The organism is Methylobacterium sp. CCH7-A2 (assembly GCF_001557075.1).
In the GTDB taxonomy this organism is placed as follows: Bacteria; Pseudomonadota; Alphaproteobacteria; order Rhizobiales; family Beijerinckiaceae; genus Allobosea; species Allobosea massiliensis.
In genome coordinates this window covers 1-237 of sequence record NZ_LSKN01000184.1, presented here as the reverse complement: position 1 = coordinate 237, position 237 = coordinate 1, and the positions used below count along the sequence as shown (strand labels likewise).

Annotated in this window: 1 pseudogene; it reads left to right on the top strand. The window is 64.1% G+C overall.

Annotated features, from left to right (window positions below):
- A pseudogene (locus AX750_RS14435) lies at window positions 1-237 on the top strand (catalase); the annotation flags it as partial.

Here is a 237-nt window from a genome sequence, read left to right as displayed (position 1 = left end):
TCAAGGCCTTCACCGACGCCAATCCCGAGACAACCAACCAGGGCCGGTTCCTGGCAAGCCGGCCCGTCCCGGCCTCTTGGGTCGGCGTTAGCTACTGGGCAATCCACCCCTACACTCTGACCAATGCCCACGGGGCGACGCAGATCGTGAAGTTCAAGCTGTCGCCGAAGGGCGGCGAAATTGGGTTGAGCGACGAGGACGCCAAGGGCAAGCCGGCCGACTTCCTGGTCGACGAGT